The organism is Pseudoalteromonas sp. A22, assembly GCF_018141345.1.
Classification (GTDB): Bacteria; Pseudomonadota; Gammaproteobacteria; order Enterobacterales; family Alteromonadaceae; genus Pseudoalteromonas; species Pseudoalteromonas maricaloris.
Genome location: NZ_CP047237.1, coordinates 109,209 through 131,236, shown reverse-complemented (window position 1 = coordinate 131,236; position 22,028 = coordinate 109,209). Strand labels below are relative to the sequence as shown.

14 protein-coding genes are annotated in these 22,028 nt (G+C 41.4%); 8 read left to right on the top strand and 6 right to left on the bottom strand.

Annotation, left to right across the window (positions count from 1 at the left end; translation table 11 throughout):
• The first annotated feature begins 34 nt into the window (after positions 1-34).
• Positions 35-2,731: an ATP-binding protein gene (locus tag GSF04_RS00515; protein WP_211857049.1), complete on the top strand. Its 2,697-nt coding sequence runs from the start codon at positions 35-37 to the stop codon at positions 2,729-2,731.
• Between the two features lie 166 nt (positions 2,732-2,897).
• On the opposite strand, the gene GSF04_RS00510 is transcribed toward GSF04_RS00515, so the two are convergent.
• The 3 genes from GSF04_RS00510 to GSF04_RS00500 form a co-directional block, all read right to left on the bottom strand.
• Positions 2,898-4,130, bottom strand: coding sequence for a DUF642 domain-containing protein (locus tag GSF04_RS00510; protein ID WP_211857048.1), 1,233 nt, complete (start codon positions 4,128-4,130; stop codon positions 2,898-2,900).
• Positions 4,131-4,383: 253 nt separating this feature from the next.
• Complete coding sequence (locus GSF04_RS00505; RefSeq protein ID WP_312026967.1) at positions 4,384-5,352, bottom strand: substrate-binding domain-containing protein; 969 nt, start codon at positions 5,350-5,352, stop codon at positions 4,384-4,386.
• A gap of 144 nt (positions 5,353-5,496) precedes the next feature.
• The gene (locus tag GSF04_RS00500) at positions 5,497-6,384 is read right to left on the bottom strand and encodes a LysR family transcriptional regulator (protein WP_211857047.1); all 888 of its coding nucleotides are present in this window, start codon (positions 6,382-6,384) and stop codon (positions 5,497-5,499) included.
• A 760-nt stretch (positions 6,385-7,144) separates the two neighbouring features.
• On the opposite strand from GSF04_RS00500, the gene GSF04_RS00495 reads away from it, so the two are divergent.
• Positions 7,145-8,368, top strand: a complete 1,224-nt coding sequence (locus tag GSF04_RS00495; protein ID WP_211857045.1) for an alpha-xenorhabdolysin family binary toxin subunit A — start codon at positions 7,145-7,147, stop codon at positions 8,366-8,368.
• Between the two features lie 89 nt (positions 8,369-8,457).
• Positions 8,458-10,806, top strand: coding sequence for a hypothetical protein (locus GSF04_RS00490; protein WP_211857044.1), 2,349 nt, complete (start codon positions 8,458-8,460; stop codon positions 10,804-10,806).
• A 491-nt stretch (positions 10,807-11,297) separates the two neighbouring features.
• Here GSF04_RS00490 and GSF04_RS00485 read toward each other — a convergent pair whose 3' ends face one another.
• Positions 11,298-12,470: an MFS transporter gene (locus tag GSF04_RS00485; protein ID WP_211857043.1), complete on the bottom strand. Its 1,173-nt coding sequence runs from the start codon at positions 12,468-12,470 to the stop codon at positions 11,298-11,300.
• Between the two features lie 114 nt (positions 12,471-12,584).
• Here GSF04_RS00485 and GSF04_RS00480 point away from each other — a divergent pair, with 114 nt between their 5' ends.
• The 4 genes from GSF04_RS00480 to GSF04_RS00465 all read left to right on the top strand — a co-directional run bounded on the left by GSF04_RS00480 (position 12,585) and on the right by GSF04_RS00465 (position 17,848).
• On the top strand, positions 12,585-13,472 hold the full coding sequence (locus GSF04_RS00480) for a LysR family transcriptional regulator (protein ID WP_211857042.1): 888 nt from the start codon (positions 12,585-12,587) through the stop codon (positions 13,470-13,472).
• Between the two features lie 102 nt (positions 13,473-13,574).
• Positions 13,575-14,684: an alkene reductase gene (locus GSF04_RS00475; RefSeq protein WP_211857041.1), complete on the top strand. Its 1,110-nt coding sequence runs from the start codon at positions 13,575-13,577 to the stop codon at positions 14,682-14,684.
• Between the two features lie 226 nt (positions 14,685-14,910).
• Positions 14,911-16,806: a S9 family peptidase gene (locus GSF04_RS00470; RefSeq protein ID WP_211857040.1), complete on the top strand. Its 1,896-nt coding sequence runs from the start codon at positions 14,911-14,913 to the stop codon at positions 16,804-16,806.
• A 97-nt stretch (positions 16,807-16,903) separates the two neighbouring features.
• The gene (locus tag GSF04_RS00465; RefSeq protein ID WP_211857039.1) at positions 16,904-17,848 is read left to right on the top strand and encodes a hypothetical protein; all 945 of its coding nucleotides are present in this window, start codon (positions 16,904-16,906) and stop codon (positions 17,846-17,848) included.
• A 62-nt stretch (positions 17,849-17,910) separates the two neighbouring features.
• On the opposite strand, the gene GSF04_RS00460 is transcribed toward GSF04_RS00465, so the two are convergent.
• The gene (locus GSF04_RS00460) at positions 17,911-19,617 is read right to left on the bottom strand and encodes an alkaline phosphatase D family protein (RefSeq protein WP_211857038.1); all 1,707 of its coding nucleotides are present in this window, start codon (positions 19,615-19,617) and stop codon (positions 17,911-17,913) included.
• A gap of 106 nt (positions 19,618-19,723) precedes the next feature.
• Positions 19,724-20,647 carry a sensor domain-containing diguanylate cyclase gene (locus tag GSF04_RS00455; RefSeq protein WP_211857037.1) on the bottom strand — a complete coding sequence of 308 codons (924 nt, stop codon included), beginning with the start codon at positions 20,645-20,647 and terminating at the stop codon, positions 19,724-19,726.
• A 203-nt stretch (positions 20,648-20,850) separates the two neighbouring features.
• On the opposite strand from GSF04_RS00455, the gene GSF04_RS00450 reads away from it, so the two are divergent.
• Positions 20,851-22,026 carry an efflux RND transporter periplasmic adaptor subunit gene (locus GSF04_RS00450; protein WP_211857035.1) on the top strand — a complete coding sequence of 392 codons (1,176 nt, stop codon included), beginning with the start codon at positions 20,851-20,853 and terminating at the stop codon, positions 22,024-22,026.
• Positions 22,027-22,028 lie beyond the last annotated feature (2 nt).

The following is a 22,028-nucleotide window of genomic DNA, read 5'->3' as shown; positions in this document are numbered from 1 at the left end:
TGTGGTTGGCCGTATTTAATGAATGGATTGTTTCATGCGTATCTTCGTATTTTTATTTCTTACTGCCCTTTCATTGCAGTTACAAGCGTTCCAATTTGAACATCTAAATGGCGTCGTTCATGACTCAAACGATAACTTTTATTTGTCCTCGCACAATGGAGTATATAGATACGATGGTCGTCATTTTCTTCCTTTAAGTAAAGCTGCTGGATTACCAAGCGGTTTAGTTCGTGATATTAAACTGCAACATAAAACTTTGTTTTCTTTGTACTCTAATGGTGACGTTTGGATCACGGATCTAACAAGTCTAGAATCTAAAAAAATAGCGTCTGTGGAAGCGACAAAACTTGCCTTAACAAACTCATCGCTTTTCACTTTAGGAAAATATGATGTTAAAAGGATTGATCTTGATTCTGGAGTAGTTAGTACAATATACAGCAGTTCAAGCCGAGTTTTAGACATTGACGCGTTTGCAAACTTAGCCTACCTAATGACCAGAGATGGTGTGTTTATAGTACAAGATGGTGTGATTAAAACTGTTGAAGCACTAAGCATTGATAACGGAAATTTAGCGGCAACACCACATGGCGTTGTTTATTTCGTTAATAATAGGATGAGTTACTACTCTACCCTACAGCAGCAGCTTATCTCTAATATGGAAATACACAATGCTGATAATATCGTGTTTGCTTCCCCCTATTTTATCTACTTTACAGATAACGAAAGTGTCAATGAAATCACACTCACAGACCTAAATATTACGAGAACCGGTATTAATACTAAGAAGAAAAACTACAGCAAGTTACATGTAGATGGTAAAAATCGGGTGTGGGGTTTAAGTCTAAACACATTCGAACCTATCGAAGTTGGTCTTAAGTCTTCTGAGTTGTCGCTAGGGTCTAAATACAACGTACTTGAAGGCGTTGCTGGAGAATTGTGGGTTGGCACTACAAAAGGCATTTTTCAAAAGGCCGACAGAAATCATTTTGAGCCATTAACTTGGTTAAATAATCAAATATCTGCACAGGCATTTGAGGTCACGGCCTTTCAACTATTCAATCGCGGTCTCGCGATAGGAACCAATGTGGGTACCTATTTTGTGGATTTAGCGAGTAAGAAAATAACAAAAGTTCATGATGATTATGTACTAAATTTTTCAGTGATCGATAATAATTTGCATATCGCAACAAATGGTTATGGGGTTGTGGAAGTTGATTCACACTTAGAATTGATAGTAGATAAAAAGCTTAGACAATTGCTTCCTAGTTTAGAAGTTTTAGACATTAATCATAGTGGGAACTATATCTATGCAAGCACCAAACAAGGGTTGTTGGTTGTTGATACACAAGACTGGACGCACCGTCTATTTGAAGACGGTGTAGTTGTCACTGACAGTTTTGTTACAGAGGAAGGCCTATTTGCAGCGACTTATGGAAAAGGTGTCTGGTTTAAACCCAATAGTGGAGTTTGGCAAAAGTTAAGCTCACCAAATTTTGTTAAGGAGTTTGTGGAGTTTAATGACAATTTGTATTTAGCGACCAACAATGGTGTCCACATTATAGAAAGAGGCGCGGATCATACAAAATTGGTACCTGGAACAAAAGCGCACTCTTTTACGATAGGAAGTCTTAAGGTACTGGGCGACAAGCTTTATGCTGCCAGTTCAGATTTTATATTTGAGCTGACAACGGCACCTTCAGTCGATCTTTATGCTCCAAAGGTAACAAGTGTCACTCTGGATGGTAAAACCTATTTGGAGTTTTCTGAACTGGTTAGTCAGCATCCAGCTATTGAAATAACGATTAGTGACTACAATTTTGTAGATCAGCATGTCAACTCGTTTGAAGCAAACATAAACGATACTGGATGGCAAAAATTGTTAGCTGCAGGAATCCAACTTAGCAATTTAAAGCCAGGAGGATACGATATTTTATTTAGGGTTGAGAATAAGGGACGCTTCAGTGATGTTACGGCGCTGACTTTTAACGTGGCTGCGCCATGGTATTCAACACCTTTAGCTATTTCAATGTATGCTGCTTTGGTCTTTATCCTAGTAATTGCGATTTCTGTGTATATATATATTTGGGTGCAGAGTTTTCATAAAGTTTTCAGGAATAATCAACGCCAATACCAAAAAGAAGACTTGAGTGATGCTGTCCTTAAAGTTGCCGAGGCTAAAAAGTTGTGTAGCGGCAATGACATTATGATTTCAGAAGGTTTAGACAAACTCGACCAAGCACTTTTGAAGCTCGAACCACTGGCACGAGGTCATGCGGCACTTGGAAAAGAAAAACTGAGCGTTGCTATCGGTATGTTGCAGGCTCACTGCTCATATATGAGTGATATGGAGCTTAATTTCAATATTTCTATTGGTGAGACACAACTTAAAAAACAGTTGGAAAAAGATATTTACAGTGTAACCTACCATTGTATTGATAATGCGCTTAAACACTCAAAAGCAACGCAACTCAGCCTGTCCATTAGCAAACAACAAGATCAAATTCACGTAATTATTTCTGATAATGGCAAGGGAATGGCGCTTTATTCACGACTTCATTTCGGATTAGGGATATATACCATAAAACAAATTGCGAAAAGCTATAAAGCCAAGTTGAGTATTAAAAGCTCAAAACAAGGAACTGCTATTCGCTTTGTGTTTCCTCTTTTAGAAATTGGCAGGCCGAGCAAAGAAGAAATTCAAAAAGAGGTTTTAGAGAGAATGAAGGATTAGACACGCTAACCAGTCTTTTTATCTTACAGATTTTATATGTCTTGGAAGTATCAAAGCGGCTTCGCTAAGGTCTTTACAAACTTAATCTTCTAATATAAAACAATCAACTACTTTAGCTATAAACAAAAAAGCGAGGGTTCCCCTCGCCTTGCTTAATTAGATAGACCTATTCGCAGTAATTCGCTACATACGTTAAATCGTTGATGTGCTCCGGACCATCCATAACAAAGGTCGCTTGTGCCGTATTTGGATCTAGTGTGTAGATCTTCGCGTCTTCACCTGAGTTACGGCCAGATACGTATAACGTGCCGTCTGAGCTTACTGCTAAACCCGATGCCCAATTTACACCATGCTCGCCAACGAGATCTAAAGACATGTCGCCTTTATCTAGTGTGTAAAGTGCTTTACCTGTTAGTACGTAAATCACGTTAGTATCTGCTGAATAGGCGATATCACCGTGTGAGAAGTCGTCACCTGCATAGCTTAGTTTACCAAGCACTGTTTTTGCGCCTGTTTGTATGTCAAACTCATAAAGATAGGTTTTGCTGCTTGCGAGTAATTTTGTACCGTCTGGCGTTACAGCTGAACGGTATAATGGCCATGAAATCGCATTAGCAGCTAGAGTCTGTTCTGCACTATCTAGTGAAACTTTCCAAAGTGATGATGTTTTAGTTGCACTGTCATTTTGTTCCATAAAGTAAAGTGCGCCATTGTGCGCAGCAATGTTTGACGCTGTGTTAGCGACGCCATCAACGTATTCATAGGTACCGTTAACCATGTCGAATTTATAAACATAGCTATTGCTGTCTTCACCAAAGTTATTGATGCCATACACACCGACTTTACAGGTTACTGGCGGCTCTGGAGGTGTAACTTCCTCCTCTTCTGTTACAACAACGTTGTCTAATAACGCACCATATGAGTCAGAAGTGCCTAAACCTTGAAAACGTAACTGCGTCGAGCTACCTGTCGCTTCAACCGTATACTCGTACTTTGTCCAGCCACGGGTCGTTGCATTCATCGTTACTAGTGTATTATCGCCAAACCATGCACGTGCACGATTGGTAGAATCATTGTTTACCACTCGAGGTGAGTAATAAAAACTCACTTTATACTTTTTACCAGCCGTTGTTGGGATATTCTGGTAGATTGTATAATTTGCAGTCGAGTCAAGCTCTAGGTATTGGTTGCCGTCTTGAGGTACGACAATACCAAGGCTTTGTTTTTGAATTTCGAATTTGGCACCTTCTCTGCTCCAACCTTGGAGATTGTCAAATAACGCCCAATCACCAGAAATATTGCCTGATGTTTCAAACGAGCCGTTAACGACTAAATTGTCGGCTGCACTTGCTGTACCAACAACTGACATTAGCGCTAGGGTTGCAAAGTTAAGTTTCATAGCCACTCCAATAAAATAGAGTTAATGTAAATTTTTTGTTTACATTAACATCACTTAATATACTACCATTGTCGTATTTTTTAAGTTTGCGGTCAATGAATAACCGAAAAACCAGATTTTATGATGTTTTACGTCTCTAAACAGGTTTTTAAATTGATACTTTAGTATTGTTTTTGTGGCGTGAAAAATAGATGTTGAAACCTTTCCGTTATTTTGACTGAAGCTTAGGTTACGTATAACAAGGTCATTAAAGCTAGTGGTTAACGGTACATCTAAGAATGTTTGTTTGATTGCAGTAATGAAAGTCTAAGTAGTAGTTATCCTCGGAGGGTGCTTGGCCAAGTGCTATCGTATTATAAAGCAATTCAGCTCCTTTTCGGCCCATTTCATAGGGGTTTTGGCCAATATTGATTGTTGAAAGTCCCTTTCCCAAAGCTTTAAGTTGCATCTCTTCTGTATCTGCGGAAATGATCACAGCATTGTAATTCGTGATCTTCTCTTTGTAGGGTAAGACGCGCTCAATATAATTAGAGTGAAATTGGGCGAAGCCTGCTACAGCAATAAAAATCGGGGGGTTTTCATAACTTAGCAAGGTCAATAGTTGGCTTATCGCATCTTCGCGTTTACCCATAGTATAGAGTGGGCATCGTTCGTACTCTCGCCACCCCTGCTTGAGATCATTTTCTGTTTTTGTAAGGTTATCTATTGTATGTGTGGAGAGTGCATATCTAACGCCTTTAATTCTTTTATCTAAATTAGGTGTTGAGTGATGACCTGTTTGAATACAAAACGATTGAAGCGCAGCCTTTTTATAAGGCTTGGCGGCTTCTCCTAGTGCAACACCAAACGCAAAGTTATCGGTTCCTACATAGGCGAGACGGTAATCTTTATGCTCTGTTAAAAGGTCCGAGTCAAAAGTGATCACTGGGATCTTCAATTGCTTCGCCTTTTTGAGTGAACGTGACACGAGATAGTTTGAATCGGTAGTTGATATTAATAACCCATCTACCTTTTTATTCAATAGTTCGTTAATGATAAGGCTTTGCGTTCTAAAATCTTGATAGTCGTCAGCACCATCGTAGATACACTCTACATTTGGATGTTGTTTCGCAAAGTCTACACACCCTTTATACGATTGTTCATAAAAGGTGTCATTTTTAGTTTTGCCTACAACCGCAATGGTTATTTCCGCTTGAGTACTTTGGCTCAGTATCGCAAACAATATTAGCCCAAATATCAAGGTACAACGGGAGAATAGATTTTCCTTTAACTTCATGTTTAGAGTGAAATAATTTTCTTAAACTACTGCAAGCATAACGTAGATTTTTAGTAACGCAAATGAGGACAACATTCCATCTGGCGCTCACTAGTGCATCGCAGCATTTTTCAATACAAATTGATGAGCATCCATATAGCTTTTAATAGCACTTTGCGCAATTCGTATCGTCGCGGGCACATCAGTACTACCTTTATGAATGCAAAATACTTCCACTTTTTCCAGCTCGAATTCGGGATCTACTCGCTCTAGGTTATGATTATTAAATGCGATGATCTCTGGTACTAACCCGATACCCAAACCGCTTTCAATGAGCCCTATTGTATCGCTAACGGAATTGGTTTTGTGATGTGCTTTGAATGAAAGCGGTTTAACGATATTTTGTGTGGTATGGATAAATTCATAATTTGTGACTTTACCTTCCCAAGAGTTTGCAATGTAAGGAGCGGTTGTGTCGTTAAATTCACTGTCCTTTGCTTTATACAGCACGTCTCTAAATGAACCAATATATTGCTGTGATTGCTCCACATCTGCGCTTTTTCCCACTCTAACAGCAAGATCTATCCCCCGCTCTACTAGATTGAGAGGGCGATCTTCATTAATTAAATTCAGGCGGATCTTAGGATGCGCTTTAATCAGCTTACATAGTGCAGGTGCAACGATGGTTTGCATCAAAGCATAGGATGTTGTCACTGTTAACTGCCCTGCAAGTACTGATTGCTTAGATCTTGCTTTCTCCCAAGCTAATTCTGATAAATGGCTGATTTCAAGGCAGTATGCATAGAAGTCTTTACCAACGTTGGTCAATGATTGGCTTCGTGTGTTTCTATATAGTAGTGGTGTTCCTATCTCATCTTCTAGTTTCTTGAGATGTTGGCTGATCACTGATTTAGACAAAGATAACTTCTCCGCGGCTTTGGTCAGTGAGCCTGACTCTACCACCCCCTTAAATATCATCATTCTTCTTAGTTTGTTCATTTTGACTTCTCTTTTCACGTTACTTTATAAGATAAAGACCGCCACACCTAAATAAAATTACATAAATATTACATAAATTAAACATGTATTTTTAATAGTTATAAATGAAATGCACTTTTTGGTCTATACCAAATTAAGCGGCACTTTCCCAACCTAGCTAAAAGTGGTTATTGATAGTCTGCTTAATCGTTTTAGATTTAATCTTGTTTGAATTTTTAAGTCATTTAGATAACTTAAAGTAGCTGCGTTAACGGGCAGCTACTTTGATTTTTCGTAACAAGATCAGATGGCTGACAATAGATTTAATTTATTTTTTCAACAAAGAATGTGCGTCTAATTTACAGTGGTAGAAACATTGAGTTCGATTTTATGAAACAGTTTAATAAAGGTTGAATTTTGAGCGAAAGCGGCTGTAAAAATAAACTGTCGACTATCTGTCTGGAACAACACCCCCTACATCTATAGCTATGGATGGCCAGATTGTAGCTGGTTTTTGTTAACTTTCATTTACTTAATTTGTTATTTTGTAGATTGTATACTGTGGTGTTTGGTGTTATTGAAAATGCAACTAAATCCCTCAATTTGTTAGAAAGTGTAGAAGTTCTTCCATTCTCATTGTCCCTATATCAATAATATTAAAGGTACATTTGGTTAACATTTTAACTACATGCACTTTTATCTTCAGTTGCACCTTTAGAGACCAAAATAGGTCTAGTGCAACTTAATAGTTAGAACACCGATTGATTAAGGAATATGAAAGATGAAATCAATTAAGTTAAAGAAAAGCGCAATTGCTATCGTAACGTCACTCCAATTATTTGGGCTTAGTCAGCTCGCAACTGCGAATACCGACGTCCCAGAAATCTCACCAATTATGTACGATACACTTCAAGGTGATATTGAAGGTGCACCTTTGTTTGTAGATGTTGGTTCAGATGATTTTCTATTAACACAGGAGCAATGGCACACAATTCAAGTGTTCGCTCAAGCTGCTGTTGGCTTACCAAACAACGAGTCTGCATTTAGAAGTTCAACGCGCTACCCTGACAACACGCCTTTGAATAACCACTACAAAGCGTTAATGGAAACGTTTGGAGAAATCAACGCATCTGGTCAAAACTGGAATCATAATATCTACCCTAGCGTTATTGATTTAGCGACAAAACTTGCTAACTACTCAGACACTCATGCACTGTTAATTAACCCTTTTATCAGCCAATTAACCAACTTACATAACGCTTCACTTACGGGGGATATGCAAGCTGCTGAGCAGAGTCGCCAAGCCGCAATTTCATTTCTCAATACTTTTATGAGTTTTATTGATTCAAACCTGAATAAAACAGAAGAAGTGGTGAATGAACTTGTTAGTTTTCAGGGGGGATTGACTACGCATACAGGGGAATTGGAAACGCTTGAGAGTACATTTGCTGATATCTTGAATAAAGATCAGCCTGCGAATATTCGCGAAAAAATTAGTACCTTGCAAAATCGCCTAAACAGTCTTAACAACGAAAAAGACACTAAGTTGAAGATAGTTGCAGGCCTCTCTGCTGGAGGTCCTTTAGTGTTGTTAATCGGCGGCTCGGTGCTTGGCAGCCAAGTCGAAGAGCTTAAAGATGAAATAGATAAGGTTCAAGCACAAATTGATAGTTCAAACAAAGACCTAGCACATTCTGTGAGCCTGGCCGCATCTTACGAGATTGCAAAAGGTCAAGTAGATGGCATGAATGATAAGATCCTCAAAGCAATCGATAATGTGCGCTTAGTGCAAGTGCATTGGCAGTCTCTACTAGGAGATATGCGGTCACTTAAAGAAGTCTTGGAGCAACTAGACAGTGAAAATGCACTTCGAAATGCTAATGTTGTGGTAGCTGGTATTGTTTCATCTCCGCTTGCTAGTAGCGCAACAAACTCGTGGAAAGACATTTCAGACAAAGCGAGAGCATTTTTGCAAAACGCTTATCTACCTATCTCTGAGCAGTAATCAAATACAACATGCATTCCTTTCTTATTGCTATAAGGAATATATCACCGTACCTGAGCTAAATATGCTCAGGTACATAAGGAGTTACTATGAAACCAACTTTACTCAGCCTATTGATTGGCTGCGCTTTTTCGAGCCAAGCTGCGACTTGGAACGAGCTATATAATCTTGAGCTAAGTCAAAATCTACCGAGCGTTACGACTTCAAATCAACAACAGATAGACACACAAAATTATTTGGTCTCGGCCTTACATGTAAATTTGAATGACGTGCTTACCAGTGCAAGAGATCATAATACTATCGTCATTGCGGCTGACACTGTAGAAATCGACCGAAACATGATTTTCGATGCACCAAACAAACGAATTTTTATCGTTGCACGTAAAATAATGGGTAATGGTACGGTGAGTATCAATTTAGACACCCAAAATGCTCAAGCATCAACATTGGTATTTATGGCTGATAAAGTTGAGGCCAATATCAATATAATCACAGCTCATTCGCCAAGCGATGGTGAAATTGAACGTTTTAGTATTGCACCGGACTCGTTTGGTACGCTATATCAGGTAATACAAGGCAATAAGTTTGCAACGCCTGTTTCGCCAGCGTTAACGTCACTTATCTCTGTGCATAAAGAGTACTTTTTAGATGCATTTGAAAAGTCATTCGATATGGCGGCTTCTATCTATGATCAAAATCCAGCGTTGAGTATTGAGATGTTGAGCTGGCCTGAATCTATTTTAAACGCAGCTCATGATGTTAGAGAATCTTCCGTTCAAGCAAAGAATTTTTACTTGCAGCTTGCTAACTTTAAACAGTTTTTGTCGTACGCAACACTTAACAAAAACTATGTGCCTAGTCTATCCCGCGACTTTTATGAGTTAACGATTAAAGCATATATTGACGCGATGGAAGCATATCAGGATAGCTACAACAATTTTCAGCAACAAGGCCGAAGTTTAGAAAACAAGCGCCAAGATCTCACTTTGATGCAGGATAACCTATTCGACGTTGCATCTGCTGAGCAACGAATTATCTCTCGCTCTGTTGAGCAACTGACTAGCTTGGTAAAAACACTTGATGAACAAAAAGCATCATTCAGCGGACAAGAAAATAATGTCTTCTATTCAGGGGTCGAGTTTCAACAAGGAATTTTGGACTACAAACTAGATAAAATCACTGAAATTGGGCTTAAAGTACTTGAAACCGTAATTAGTGCGGGCACTGCATTTGCGGGGGCAGCTGGGGGTGACACCAGCGGTCTGAAAGACTTGGTCGCGAGCTTGCCCGCCACAATCCAAGAGATCAATGAGTTAAAAACCAAAATTGATGATATCGCGTCATTAATGGATAAAGTACAAACGGTTAGCGGCCAGTTAAACGTGTTATCGCAAAAAACCGCGGATCCGTTTTCTAGTAGTGAGCTTGCACAAGAGTTCAATCGTCTTAATTCACTGATTCCGACCAAAGAAGAGGCAAATCGAATTTGGGACGAATTTTTGATAACTGCTAAGGCACAAATGAAAAAGGCCATAGATGAAGACATTGATGGTGCACGTGACTACCTTGTTGCTATCGAAAAGTTGATTAATCATGGTAAGGCAATAGTTGCTGTAGAGATTGATATTGCCCAGGAGCAATCTAGACAGATAGATTTGCGGATCACCGCTGATGCAAAGCTTAAACAGATCAATCGTATAGATGCATTTTTACAAAACACTCAAAACAGTCTAGATGAAATTCAGGACATGGAGGAACAGCTATTCCGGACTTTGAATAATCTAAAACGTCCGATATTTGTTGCATTAACAAACTATCAGGCGGCATTTAGCTACTGGTCTCTTGATGACACCATAGTGACACCAAGCCTTAATCAAAGTTATCAAGAATACCGTCACGACTTAGCTTTACTACGTGAACAAGAGGCCGCGTCATTATTGCGTTTTAACCCTCGACCTCAAGATTTTATGCTCACCATAGAAGAGTTAGATGCGCCGCAGCAATTGCTGGATTTTGCGCAAGACGGTGAAATGAGTTTTACGCTGTCGTTGGAAGATATTGATTTTTCCCAGTTTGATCGAGTTAGATTAGACGAGGTCAATGTTGTACTAGAAGGTTCTGGGTTAAATGAGAGCCAGCGCTATGATATCGAAGTAAGATCTAGTGGTTCATATCAAGATAGGTTTAAAGGGCAACCCTATCAATTTAGTGCAGAGTCGTTATACCGATTGGTAAGTTACGAGCTGTTAGATAGTGAAACGACGAGCATAGATCCAATCACCAGTGGTGCAATCGCAAATGATTATGCAATTAATTATTTTAAACCAACTCCGTTTACCACTTGGTCAATTAAGCTGAAAAATCCACAGCTTTATGACTTAAGTAAAGTGACGAATATCAGAGTGTCGTTTAAAGGTAATGCGATCCCCAAACAATAGTGTAGCACTTGCACTTTACAGCCTAGTAGGGGCCACTTCACGTGGCGATCTGTTAGCAAAAGCTCGCAGGGTTAACCTGTTCCTACTTTGGTGAGGTTTGAATATTTGCTAAACCAGATCGCCTTTTCGTAGGAGTCACTTCACGTGGCGATCTGTTAGCAAAAGTCCGCAGGTTAAGTCTGCCCCTACTTTGTTGGGGCTTAAATATTTGCTAAACCAGATTACCTTTCGTAGGAGCCACTTCACGTGGCGATCTTTAACAAAAGCTCGCAGGATTAACCTGCTCCTACTTTAGTGTGGCTTGAATGTTGGGTAAACCAGATTACCTGTTCGTAGGAGTCACTTCACGTGGCGATCTGTTAGCAAAAGTCCGCAGGTTAAGTCTGCCCCTACTTTGTTGGGGCTTAAATATTTGCTAAACCAGATTACCTTTCGTAGGAGCCACTTCACGTGGCGATCTTTTAGCAAAATTCCTCTGGATGAGCCGCCACCTACTCTACAACTTGAGCCCTGTTATCTAGATGGCCACTAAAACGGGTTGCTAATAAGGCTGCAGCGCTAATAAGTGCCCCTACCCAAGCGGTGTCCTGCAGCGACATATTTTCAACAATTTGGCCACCTAAAACAGAACCGAGCGCAATGCCAACGTTGAAGGCAGTGATATTCAACCCTGATGCGACATCCACCGCTTTTGGACTAAACTTTCCGGCTAGCTGTACAACATAGACCTGAAGACCAGGTACATTTCCAAAAGCAAATGCTCCCCACACTAGTACTGTGATCACCACGCCTATTTTCGACTGCATGGTAAATGTCAACACAGCCAAAATGACCGAGAGTAACGCGAAGATGATGGTCAGAGCGCTTATCGGCCCTTTCTTATCGGCTAATTTTCCGCCATAGATATTGCCAACAGCAACAGATACACCATAAACTAGCATAATAATACTGACTGTAGCGGCGTTAAAACCGGCTTCCTGTTGTAAAATTGGCGCAAGATAGGTGAATGCCGTAAAGGTTCCACCGTAGCCGAGTATGGTCATAAGATAGACGAGCAGTAATCTGGGTTGCAATAATACCTTTGCCTGCTCAGATAGACTGGCAGATGCGCTTTGCTTTAGGTTCTTTGGAATTAATAATGCACTCCCCAAGAGAGCGATAAAACCTAAAGCAGAAACTACTAGAAAAGTGGCTCGCCAGCCAAACTGTTGGCCAATCCAAGTACCCAAGGGGACACCTGTTACGAGGGCAACGGTCAGTCCCGTGAACATAATGGCGATGGCACTTGCCTCTTTGTCTTTTGAGACCAAGCTAGTTGCAATCGTAGAGCCAATCGAGAAGAACACACCATGAGCGAGCCCTGTCATGATCCTCGCTAAAATGAGGCTTTCATAACTTGGCGCTTGCCACGCAAGCAGATTGCCAAAGACAAAGAGTGCCATCAAGCTAAGTAATACAGATTTCCTATTCCATCGCCCTGTCAGTGCGGTTAAAACGGGCGCACTAACAGCAACGCCAATGGCATATAAACTCACCAGTAAACCTGCACTTGGCAGCGAAACTGATAAATCGGAAGAAATGGTCGGTACTAAACCAACAATGACAAATTCGGTGGTACCAATGGCAAATGCGCTTAATGTCAGCGCCAGTAATGCAAGCGGCATAAATAACCCTTTTAACGTGATAAGCAATAAGTTGGTGTAGTGTGAAAGCTTTTTTATTTGCAAAAAATAGCGAAAATGACAAAATACTTTTGTAGAAAATGAAAAGGAATACACATGACCGTTAGCTCAAAAACCGAAGATCTAGAAGCTTTTATCTGTGTTGTCGATACTGGGAGTTTTTCCGCTGCAGCAAATCTGATGGACGAACAAGTTGCAAAGGTTTCAAGAGCAGTAACTCGACTGGAAAAGTCCCTGTGTGTAACCCTATTCAATCGAACGACTCGACGGATAGAGTTAACCGAAGAAGGAGAGCTATTTTTAAGCTATGCGCGGCAGGCACTCAATACCATTGAGCAAGGTGAAGAGGCGTTAAAGCTGTTACGATTTTCACCAGCTGGTAAATTAAGAGTGGATGCTGCAAGTCCTTTCGTTTTTCACCAGCTTACGCCTATATTAAAAGGTTTTAATGAGGCCTTTCCCGATATTACTTTGGAAATAACGAGTCATGACAGCATTATCGATTTGTTAGAGCATAAAACCGATATCGCAATACGAATTGGTGACTTGGCAGACTCTAATCTTCATGCGCGTTTGCTAGGTCGCAGTAAACTTCATCTTGTAGCCAGCCCTGACTATTTAAGTAAATTTGTAGGTAATGAACCACTGATTGATCTTCCATATCATAACTTGATAGGTTTTACCGATGCCCCACATCTCAACGTCTGGCCTTTACTAAGTCCGCAGCAGCTCAAGTTTTCCATTAGCGCATCCAGTGGTGAGACCGTAAGGCAATTGTGTATCGCAGGCCATGGCATTGCACTGCTATCTAACTTTATGGTGAGGCAAGATATAAAAGCCGGAAGACTTGTTGAAGTTTTTACCGAGCAAATTATTTCGCCAAATCGCAGAGAAGCAGTACAAGCCGTGTATTATCAAAATAGTGGTGTATCCTCTCGGATTTCGGCATTTCTAGACTACATTGCGCCTAGGCTCACGCTATAGTTTTTTCATTTTTTACAAATATATTTTGTATTTATTGCGGTTAATGAACATATTTTAAACCGTTAAGCTTCTCATAGTGAAAATAAACGTTGAGGAGGCCAAATGGCTGATTTATTTGAGTCGATTAACTTAGCTGGTAAAACATTGAGCAATCGCATAGTGATGCCGCCTATGACCCGCTCGCGGGCGAGTCAACCTGGGGATACCCCTAACAATTTGATGGCAACCTATTACGCACAACGTGCAACGGCTGGTTTAATTATTAGTGAAGGGACACAAATATCGCAACTCGGTAAGGGGTATGCTTGGACACCGGGGATCTATTCAGACGCCCAAGTTGCTGGCTGGAAACAAGTCACAAAACAAGTACATGATGCTGGCGGTGTTATGTTTGCGCAGCTTTGGCACGTTGGGCGCGTATCGCACAAAAGTAACACCGGTGGGATTCAGCCGATTTCAGCTTCAGCAATTCAAGCTCAGGGTGTGAAAGTTTTCATCGATGAAAATGATTCCCCTGATTTTATTCAAGCTCAAACACCTAGAGCAATGACCCAAACAGACATCAATAATGTAATGAACGAATATCGACACGCTGCACGAAACGCGATGCAAGCAGGCTTTGATGGAATTGAACTGCATGCAGCGAATGGTTATTTGATTAATCAATTTTTAGACTCTCACTCAAATCAAAGAACAGATGGCTATGGTGGCTCTGTTGATAACCGCATTCGCTTTTTGCGTGAAGTCGTAACGGCGGTGAGTGAAGAAATAGGCAGTGACAAAGTGGGCGTTAGACTTGCGCCGCTTACTACCTTAAATGGTACAGTAGATGAAAACCCTGAGCAGACATACCTCGCGGCAATTAAACAGCTAACTGTGCTCAACGTATGCTACGTACACATCGCAGAAGCGGATTGGGAAGACGCGCCAGATATGCCTCTGAAATTTAAATACGCAATTAGAGAGGCTTTTAATGGCGTGTTAATTTATGCCGGAAAGTATACGAAAGCGCGCGCCCAACAAGCTCTTAATGAAGGTTGGGCTGATATGATTGGGTTTGGTCGTCCTTTTATCTCAAACCCTGATTTGCCCTACAGGCTGGCAAATGACTTGTACTTAAACGAACATCAGCCTGAGACATTATTTGGTGGTAGCGAACAAGGTTATACCGATTACCAAATTCACGCCTCAAATCCAATAAACGTAAAATAGACAAAAAGTTAGCTTTCAATCTGCGTACGCATTAACTGGTGTGTGCGCAGCTTTCATTTCAACGGCGTTAAGGTGAGAGCAATGTAGCGAACTTTTGCTCTCACTTTTCCTAAATTGTTGCTAATGATAGTGTATGCCAAAGCATATAGATTGGAGTTTAGCCTCAAAATAGGGAATAATGTCGCCAAATTAAAGACACATAAAACATTCTACATCTTATCTAAAAATGAAAAATATAATTCTATTTGCTATTGCACTTTTATGCACTAGCTCTGCTAACGCCCAGTTACCTATTGAAAGTTACGCGCAACTCCCTAATATGAGTAAAGTTTCACTCTCACCCAGTGGTAAAGCAGTTGCGTATTTACAAAATTATGATGGAAATCTAGTACTTACTGTTCATGACCTAAAAACGCATAAAAAAAACTATATATTGCAAACTGATAATAAAACGATAGCACTTGGTTGGTACGATTGGGCCAGTGATGACATGCTCTTATTTGGTGCTAATTACACCAAAGTGCAGCGAGGCGTAAAGTACACAACATCTCGTTTATTTAAATTTGATTTAAAAAACCCTACGGATGAATTGGTTCAAATCAACCGTGCTTATCGCAATGAAATTCCTGCCCAATTTCAAGACGATGTCATTAGCATACTGCCAGAACAACCAAACAAGATATTGGTACAAACTGACTTCGATATGGCAAACAAGCCGAGCGTTTATATCTTAGACATAGCTAAAGATAGACGCGAGAAAGTTGTTCGCGCAAGAAGAAAAATATCTAGCTGGATAGCCGATCAACAAGGCAATGTAAGAATGGGTTATGGGTTTGAAGGGATCACTGCCTATTATATGCTCTATGATAATGAGACGAAGGATTTAACCGATTTCTATACCTTTCAGGCTCGTGGTCCGGAAGCTATCCATATTCTTGGATTTGATAAAGACCCAAATATTATTTACCTCACCGCACTTCATAATGGTAAAAATGCGCTGTTTAAAGCAGACATTACTAAGCGCCCGCTTTTACCTCAGCTTATTTTCTCCGATCCAGACTATGATTTTGATGGCAGTCTCCTTTATTCACACGACGGTAGAGCCATAGGCTTCAGCCATTCCAATCTTGATAACTCGAGAGTCTATTGGGACGAAGACCGCAAACTCCTACAACGCTCACTCAAGGCGGCATTACCAAGCTACGACACCGTTGTAATAAGTATGAGTGCGGATAATAAAAAATACATTGCGTACGGCGATTCTGACCAAGACTCTGGTACGTACCTGATTGGTGACAGAGAAACCAGCTCTTTAGCGGGGTTAGGACGTTTATATCCAGATATTACTGGTGACAATTATCTGGGCAAACAAAGGGTATCGTTTAAAGCGCGTGACGGCCTTGAAATTGAGGGTTACTTAACCTTACCTAAAGCATTCGATGCGGCTGCTCCCACAATCATCTTTCCACACGGTGGACCATACTCTCGCGACTACGCTGGCTTTGATTACTGGTCTGAACTATTGGCAAGCCGAGGCTTTGTGGTTTTCCAACCTAACTTCAGAGGCTCTTTTGGTTATGGTTTTGACTTCTTTAATGAAGCAAATCAAGGTTGGGGAGGAAAGATGCAAGATGACTTACAAGATGCGGCAAACTGGTTGGTTGCAGAAAAGTATGCACTCAAAAATAAAATTTGTATAGGTGGTGCAAGTTACGGCGGCTATGCAGCACTAATGGCTGTGGTAAAACATCCTGAAACGTTTCAATGTGCAGCAAGTTTTGCCGGTGTTACAGACTTAGAATCGATAGTCAGTCGTGCGCGCTTTTTCACAAACAAAGAGCTTGTTCGTGACCAATTTGGACAAGATACTGATAAACTTGAGGCACAATCTCCTGTTAACTACGCTAAGCAGATTAACCGCCCCGTGTTACTTATTCATGGTGATGACGATAAAGTCGTGCCTGTGAATCATAGTCGTGACATGGCAGATGAACTTGAAGATAATGACAAGAAGTTCAAATACATAGAGCTCGAGGATGGCAATCATCATCTGAGTTATCAAGCACATAGAGTGAAGACGCTTACTGAGTTTTTAGCTTTTTTCGAAAAACATCTTAAGTAGCAAAGCGCCGCAATTAGCGGCGCTTTTTATTGAGAGAGTAACTTCTTCTGTCACAGAGTTGATGTATGATAGAGGGGTAACATAAAGGAGAATTATTGTGCAGCTCGTTAAATTATTCGCCATGGCATTGATACCTATGCTCAGTGTATTTCAGGCCTCGGCAACGTCGTTTTTAGTCTTTGGTGATATGCCCTATACGGAGATAGACAGAGGCATGCTGATGCCAAATGGTGCTCTGCAGGAAAAGGTAAATGATATACAGCATGATTTTATGGTGCACGTAGGTGATATGAAATCCGGTGCTGAGCCCTGTACAGATCAACTGCTTAAAGATAATTATGCCCTGATCTCAAATGTGAGTAGCCAACCTTTTATATTCACGCCCGGAGACAATGATTGGACTGACTGTGACCGCGAAACTCTGACCCCTAGGTTTGATGAGTTGGAAAGATTGGATTTCATCCGTAAACACTTTGCGGTGCAAATGCCTGACCTACCAAAGTTTAAACGCCAGCAAACAGTACCTGAAAATCAATCTTGGATAGTGGATGATGTGCAGTTTTTAACTTTGCATGTACCTGGCACCAACAATGGTCGCAGACAAATCTTATTATCCGATAAAAAAGTAGTGCACGAAGAGTCCCATCGTCGTGATGTAGAGAATATTAAGTGGTTGGATAGCTTGCTAACACCAAGCCATAAGGCCGCGGTGATATTTCTACAAGCTGACCTTTATCAAAAAGAGAAGCACTCAGGACGTTGTGATAAAAACTCAAAAGCTAAGTGCGATGGTTATCAGTTATATCGAGAGACACTTGAAGAATATGCGGCTCAACTCAGTTATCCGTTGCTGTTGATACATGGAGATACGGGAGAGTTTTGCTTTTCTGAACAGTCAAAGAATTTATGGCGTCTTAACGGCCCTGGAGACTTTCAATATTTAGATATTGCAAAGGTTAAAGTTAAGGGAGGTAAAAAGAAGCCATTTAAGGTAACACCGCTTCTTTCGCAAGATAAAATAGCTAAATGCAAAGGGCTGTAAAGCCCCTTTACACACTTTCTACTCAGCTGTACATAAAGCGTAGCGCGAATAGCTTGCCGTACTTACAGTAAAAGCTCGCTCTGTTTATTGTGGCTTTCAAACTGCTCTTGCTTAACTGTATTGACAAAATGCCACTCACTTTCCACCTTCTCTTTTGTGAAATTAAGCGTTAAATAACCACGCTGATGAATATTGGCATATTCAAGATCATCGACTAGTAATTGCAATACCTCAGCGAATTGTAGCGCCTGCTCATCGCCTAATTGTAAGTAATGCTCAAGCCCTGGAGAACTGACAGAAGCAGTCGCATATTCTTGACCACAAACAGCTCCGCTTGCATCGCAGAGCTTACCAGCCCAGGCGTTGTGTGTATCTCCAGCAACGACTATTAAATTTTTACTGGCCGCTTTTGCTGTTTGTAAAATTACTTCACGTTCAACCGGGTAGCCGTCCCATGCATCCAAATTATAAGGAGCGGTAAACGTGACTCGCGCTTTTTCTTGCTCTGACAACGTTGAGTCACCAGCAAGCATTCTCCCCTTTATTTGAGCAAGCTCTGTTAATTGCGTCGACATTTGTGCAGAAGGGTTGGCAAGAGACATGAGCAGCTCGGCTGGGATCATCATTTTGGTCATCAATACTTGTTGCCCTAAGACTTGCCATTTCGCTGCAGATGTCTTTAAGTTATCTGTGAGCCAAGTCAATTGGTTTACGCCTAAAAGCTGTTGCGAAGGCGCAGTTAGATCCGCCTGAAATCCGGCAAAATCTACTTGTCCTGTACTAGGGTCAATGTAATCTTGATAGTCGAGTGCTTTAGCGCGACTCTCGTGACGTGTATCTAGCATATAAAGTGATAACAAGTCGCCAAATTCAAATTTACGATAGAGGCTTTCGAGTTGGTCCTTAACCATCGGACGCACAGGCATCCATTCATAGTAAGCTTGCAGCGCAGCAAGTTTACGGGCAGCGTACTCCCCTTCTCCCTCGTTATGGTTCTCAGCGCCATCCATGTATGAGTCATTGCATACTTCATGGTCGTCCCATACCGCAATGAATGGCGTACTGGCGTGGAGAGCTTGCAGACCAAGGTCCGTACGATATTTTGCATAGCGACGACGATAATCATTTAATGAAATAATCTCGCTCGCATTATCTGCATCCAGCCCTCGCCCCATAGCGTCGGCATTTTCAGTGGCATACCCACCCATACCATATTCGTATATGTAATCACCTAAATGTAACACTGCGTCTAAATCGCTGCGTTTTGCAGCCTCTGCGTAAACATGAAAGTAACCAGCCGGATAATTTGCACAAGACATGACGGCAAGTTTTACCTGAGTTACATCGTTAACGGGTAAGGTTTTGCATTTACCTATGGGTGAATGCGTTTCCTTAGTGACGAAGCGATAAAAGTAGCGGCTATTTGCAGTCAGGCCATTAAGATCTACTTTAACGGTGTAATCGTTTTTTGCTAATGCGGCGAGCTGGTGGCTTTGTAGTAAGACGCCAAAATCTTCAGATTCTGATACTTGTAGAGTGACAGCTACACTGTTAGGTGTACCTTCAGGTGTGACTCGCGTCCATAATATAATGCTATCAGCTAAAGGATCGCCACTTGCGACACCATGGTTAAATGCGACAGCAAAACCGTTGCTTGCAACCGCTTTACTATCACTGCTGCCGCAACCTACTAACGAGACGCTAATTGTCGCTGCGCCAACGCCCATTAATGCACTTTTGATAAAATCTCGACGGGTAAAACTTGCCATTATTATTGTTCCTTAACTGCAAAATGCGCCATATTGGGCGCACTTATCTACTACTTAAAGGAACTAGCTTAGTTAAGCATTATTACAATTTAACGATTGGCCTTAATTAGTGCGGATTTGGAACAACTCGATTTCTGCCACTGCTTTTGGCTTCTAGTAACATTGTATCTGCACGACGAATAATGCTTTCAACACCAGACTCACCTGCGCCAAATTCAGCAACCCCAAATGAACTGGTAATATCGACCTCTTCACCGACCGCAATTTGAAATGATGCCTGCTCTATCATAATGCGTGCCCGCTCGGCGACTAAGATTGCCCCCTCTAAGCCGGTATTAGGCAGTATCAGGGCAAATTCCTCTCCACCTAGCCGAGCTATTAAATCCGTGTCTCGTAACATGTCAGAGAGTAGCGAGCTCACGTGAACCAGCACTATGTCTCCCGCTTCATGGCCAAATTGCTCGTTGATTGCACGGAAATTATCGAGGTCGGTCAGTATCACACTAAATGGTGTTCTGTAACGTTCATATAACCTAATTTGACTGTCAATTTTATCGCTTAGCTGCCTACGACTGGCGACCCCCGTTAATGGATCAGTTTTGGTAATAAAATCAAGTTCTTTACGTAAGTGATCGAGTTCGCTATGTATTGCTTTTGTTGTGGTAATGTTGTCTCCGTAGATAACAAAGGCATCATCTTGTAGCGAAAAACATCGTAATCTGAAGAACTCACCGCTTAAGGTATCAATTTCAATTTCTGGATAGTCTAATTCGCAGCCGTTGCTTAAGCCTAAAAACCATCCCGTGAGTTCATCCCCGTCGATTCTGTCATCAAACGTATCGTCTGTTTGGGGGTCGAAGATATTACTCAGTGTGCGTCCTGTTATGTGAGACGAGGGTTGTCCAATTAGCCTCGCCATTGCTTTATTGCAAAATTCAAGAACCGACTTGTTACTAACAATAGCAACTGCATCGTCACTTTTATTGAGCACGCCACTCAGTAGGGATTGTAAATGGTTAGCGTTAGACATAATTCAATTCCGTTAGGCTTTTTGTTATTTTAAATCAATCGGGAAGATTTATCTTAGATCTCGCGAAAATCACACAAAAAAGACATTTTGATTTCGTTACCTATATCGATTGATTCTAATTTGACACCAATCATATTCCATTTCACTTATGTTTAATGCAACAAATGAAACGTATAGTTACCTCCATACACAAAGGAGGAACTATGTTAAAACCAACGCAACTCGCAACGATTATTTCTGCTTTGCTACTGCTAAGTGCATGTGGCGAAGCTGAGCAGGCAAGCAGTCAAACTCCGCCTCTTCAACCAATTGATGTAGCAGCAACACCGCAAATTAGCATTGCTGATTGGCACACCTATACAACACGCCTTTCTTCTCCAAACGAAGTCGCACTTCGCGCTCGTGTCACGGGAGTGATCGGCTCGGTAAACTTCAAAGAGGGAGATACGGTGCACCAAGGCGATGTTCTATTTGAGCTGGACGATAGAACTTTCTTGGCTGAGGTTGCCAGCCTTGCCGCACAAGTGAAACGTGCCGAAGCAGCCCTTTCGCAAGCAAAAAGTGAGTCAGCGCGTGCGCTTCGTTTAAGCAAGCAAAAAGCGATTTCAACCGAAGAAGTCGATGCCCGTGTTTCGCTTACCGCGCAGCGTGAAGCCGAACTAGATGCACTTAGGGCTTCATTTAAAGCGGCTCAGTTAAACTTAGAGTTTAGCAAGATCACAGCACCAATCAGCGGCAAAATTTCATTTGCTGAGGTCACTCAAGGTAACACCATTAGAGCAAACGACACCTTGCTTACAACGATAGTCGCAACTGATAAGATGTATGCGTATTTTGATATCGACGAGCGCACTTGGAATAGCCAGTTTGCATCAGTGACGGAAGGTGAGCCGCTTCCTGTGAAATTACAGCTACTCGGCCGTGAGTCACAGCCAGTCATGGGTGAGCTAGACTTTATTGACAACGCCATTGATGACCACTCTGGAACCCTAAAAGTACGCGCTTCTTTTGATAACCATAGTGGACAATTACGACCTGGCTCGTTTGCGCGAGTAAGTCTTTCATCCGGTGAGCAAAACGATCGAGTATTAATTCCAGACCGCGCAGTGGGTACAGATCTTAAAAATCGTTTTGTTCTTGTCGTCAACGACGCTAATACACTTGAATATCGTCTAATCACACTCGGTAATCGCTATGGCGAATTTCGTGCTGTTGAGTCGGGTTTAGCCGCTGGAGAGCGTATCGCGGTGAATGGTCCAGCGCGTGTAGGCCCAGGTATGCCGATAAGCCCAAACTCCGTGACGCTTACCTTGCCAGATAACATTGCCACAGAAGTGGTTGCGATGACGCCAAGCGATTCTTCACAAGGATTAAACTAATA

Coding starts and splice junctions, on each gene's coding strand:
- GSF04_RS00515 (WP_211857049.1), top strand. CDS start 35: ATGCGTATCTTCGTATTTTTATTTCTTACTGCCCTTTCATTGCAGTTA.
- GSF04_RS00510 (WP_211857048.1), bottom strand. CDS start 4,130: ATGAAACTTAACTTTGCAACCCTAGCGCTAATGTCAGTTGTTGGTACA.
- GSF04_RS00500 (WP_211857047.1), bottom strand. CDS start 6,384: ATGAACAAACTAAGAAGAATGATGATATTTAAGGGGGTGGTAGAGTCA.
- GSF04_RS00495 (WP_211857045.1), top strand. CDS start 7,145: ATGAAATCAATTAAGTTAAAGAAAAGCGCAATTGCTATCGTAACGTCA.
- GSF04_RS00490 (WP_211857044.1), top strand. CDS start 8,458: ATGAAACCAACTTTACTCAGCCTATTGATTGGCTGCGCTTTTTCGAGC.
- GSF04_RS00485 (WP_211857043.1), bottom strand. CDS start 12,470: ATGCCGCTTGCATTACTGGCGCTGACATTAAGCGCATTTGCCATTGGT.
- GSF04_RS00480 (WP_211857042.1), top strand. CDS start 12,585: ATGACCGTTAGCTCAAAAACCGAAGATCTAGAAGCTTTTATCTGTGTT.
- GSF04_RS00475 (WP_211857041.1), top strand. CDS start 13,575: ATGGCTGATTTATTTGAGTCGATTAACTTAGCTGGTAAAACATTGAGC.
- GSF04_RS00470 (WP_211857040.1), top strand. CDS start 14,911: ATGAAAAATATAATTCTATTTGCTATTGCACTTTTATGCACTAGCTCT.
- GSF04_RS00460 (WP_211857038.1), bottom strand. CDS start 19,617: ATGGCAAGTTTTACCCGTCGAGATTTTATCAAAAGTGCATTAATGGGC.
- GSF04_RS00455 (WP_211857037.1), bottom strand. CDS start 20,647: ATGTCTAACGCTAACCATTTACAATCCCTACTGAGTGGCGTGCTCAAT.
- GSF04_RS00450 (WP_211857035.1), top strand. CDS start 20,851: ATGTTAAAACCAACGCAACTCGCAACGATTATTTCTGCTTTGCTACTG.